The 2,868-nt window shown below is 62.9% G+C and carries 1 protein-coding gene; it reads left to right on the forward strand.

The annotated features are described in order from the left end of the window. Positions 1–386: 386 nt before the first annotated feature. Positions 387–2,868 (forward strand): fibronectin type III domain-containing protein (locus J4G38_RS19060; RefSeq protein WP_226163559.1); only part of this gene is annotated, 2,482 nt, incomplete at its 3' end.

Below are 2,868 nucleotides of genomic sequence, written 5' to 3' on the forward strand. Positions count from 1 at the left end.
TTGGGGCCAAGGTGGTGGACGGCATTTACTATTACCTGGCCGAAGTGGAGTTCGCCGACTTCGCCAACACCCGGCGCACCTACAAGGGCTGGGTTGAGATTGTGCGCTAGCGCCGCCTTGCTTCTGCGAATTGACGACAAAAAAAGGCTGCTCCGGGGTGAGCGGCCTTTTTTTGCCTGATTTTTGCAGGGAGCCAACACTTCGGGGTGCTCAGCGTACTCCAACGCCACGGTGTGCGTGGGAATTGCGGCAAAGTATATTCACGCATTTTCGGGCCACTCCGCAAACCAAATCTGGTCCATTGCCCTTACTCTGCCAGCGCCGCCTGTTTCTTTCCGGGACGGGTGGCTCGCAGTCCTTCCTTCTTCCCTGTTATTGACCGTAGTATGATAGAATTTACGCCACTTCGAATTAGCGTATGGGGACGGCTGGCCTTGCTGCTGGTAGTGCTGCTTGCGGGCCTGGGGCTGCGGCCGGATGCGGCGTGGGCCTCGCACCTTCGGGCGGGCGATATTCAGGCCAAGGTAGACACCACGGCCGGCCACAACCCCCGCCGAATCTTCTTTAAGATGATTCTGTACACGGATAACGGGTCTCAGGTGACCCAACCGACGGCCACCATTTTTTTTGGTGATAATACTTCCAGCTGCGAAAATGGCGTGGTGCGGGCTTCCATCCAGGTGCTGCCCCGCAACCCGGATACCAGCGTCAATATCTATTATTTCGAGCACACCTTTCCCTCCACTGGCAGCTTCATCGTCAGCTTTATCGGCGAGAACCGGAACGCCGGGGTGCTGAATATGACCGATTCGGGCAATCAGTCTTTCTACATCAGCACCACCATCTACATCGACCCGGCTCTGGGGCTGAACCATTCCGCCATTCTTACTTCGCCGGCAGTTGACAAGGCGGCTATGAGTCAGGTGTTTTTGCACAACCCCGGCGGGTACGACGCCGACGGGGACTCGCTGGCCTACCATTTGCGCACCAGCCAGAAGGTGGCGGCCGCCATCCGCGACATTGTTGGTCCCGGCCCAGGGTGTCCCAACGCCACCGGCAACAACCAGTTCGTCCCGGTGACCGTGCCTGATTTCCGCTACCCCAACGACCCGCTCATAACCGGGGGCACGGTGCCGCCCCAGGTGCCCTATAACGGGACACCGGCCGGGGCGCCGGGCAGCCCGGCCATCTTCGTGCAGGACGTGAACACCGGGCAAATTACGTGGAACGCCCCGCTGGCGGTGGGGTTCTACAACGTGGCAATGGAAATAGAAGAATGGCGGCGTACCCCGCTGGGGGTGCGCAAAATTGGCGTGGTGATTCGCGACATGCAGATTATTGTGTCGGCGACCAGCAACCTGCGGCCCATTCTCACCATTCCGGCCGATATCTGCGTGGTGGCGGGGCTGCCCGTGACCGGTATCGTAACGGCCGTGGACGGTGGCACCGGCGCCGCCCAAACGCCCATTGTGCTATCGGCGTATTCCGGCATTTTGCCCCCGGCCACGTTCACCCAAAGCCTGACCGGCCCGCCCCTCGCCCGGGGCACCTTCAACTGGCAGACGCAGTGCAATAACGTGGCCCGGCTGCCGTATCTGGTGGTATTCAAGGCCCAGGATACGCCCGCAGTTCCCGCTACGGCCGGCAATCCGCCCCTGATAGACGAGCAGGTCTGGCGCATTACGGTGGTGGGCCCTCCGCCCCAAAACCTGCAAGCCGTGCCCGATGCCTCGACCGGCATCAACCGGACGCTGCTGAGCTGGAACACCTACACCTGCGCCAATGCGTCGCGCATCTACATCTACCGGAAAGAAAATTCGGGCACCGCACCCGGCCCCTGCGTCACCGGCATTCCGGCCTCGACGGGGTACGTGCAGATTGGCTCGGTGCCCGCCACGGCCGTTTCGTTTGTCGATAACAACACCTCGGCGGGCGGGGTGAATGTGGGCCTGGACCGGGGCAAAACCTATTGTTACCGCATCTACGCCGACTTTCCGCTGCCGGCGGGCGGGGCCAGTCTGGCCTCGCAGGAAGCCTGCGCCGCCTTCACGGGCCGCAGCGCCCAGCTCAAGAACGTGGACGTGGAAACCACCAGCCCCAACGCCGGCCAAATAACGGTGCGCTGGACCCAGCCCCGCCCGGCCCCCGGCCTCAGCTTCGACGGCACGCCCAGCTACGTACTGTCGCGGGGCGAGGGCCTGGCTCCCACCAGCTTCGCCACGGTGCGTACGTTCACGGCCCTTACCGATACCTCGTTTGTCGACACCAACCTCAACACGCAAAGCCTGCAGTACACCTACAAGCTGGCGTTTGTGCGCACCTTCAGCACCGGCCAAACGCCCGTGACCGAAACCGCCGCCACGGCCAGCAGCGTGCGCACCACGGTGCAGCCCAACAACCCGCCCACGTCCTTCTCCGTGACCTGGAGCTACAACGTGCCGTGGGACAACTCGGCGCAGCCCACCGTTATTTATCGCCGTATGGGCACTACCGGGGCTTTCACGCAGATTGGGACAGCAACTTCCGGGGCCAACGGCGGCATTTATGTAGACCGCGACCCCACGCTGGCCCGGAGCCAGTCGTACTGCTACTACGTGCGCACCGAAGGCCGCTACGCGCCCACCGGCTACCTCAGCTCTCTGCTGAACAAAAGCCAGGTACAGTGCGCCGACCTCATCGCGCCGCCCTGCGCCCCGGTGCTCGCGCTGCAAACCACGAACTGCGACAGCCTGGCCGCGCTCCAGGAGTTTCCGGGCCTGGACCAGCGCTACGCCAACCATTTGCGCTGGAAAGTGGGCAATTTGCCCGCTGGCTGCGACGCCACCATTGCCAGCTACCGGGTGTACTACCGGCCCGCGCCCACGGGGC

Origin of the sequence: Hymenobacter terricola, from assembly GCF_017921975.2 — a bacterium.
Classification (GTDB): Bacteria; Bacteroidota; Bacteroidia; order Cytophagales; family Hymenobacteraceae; genus Hymenobacter; species Hymenobacter terricola.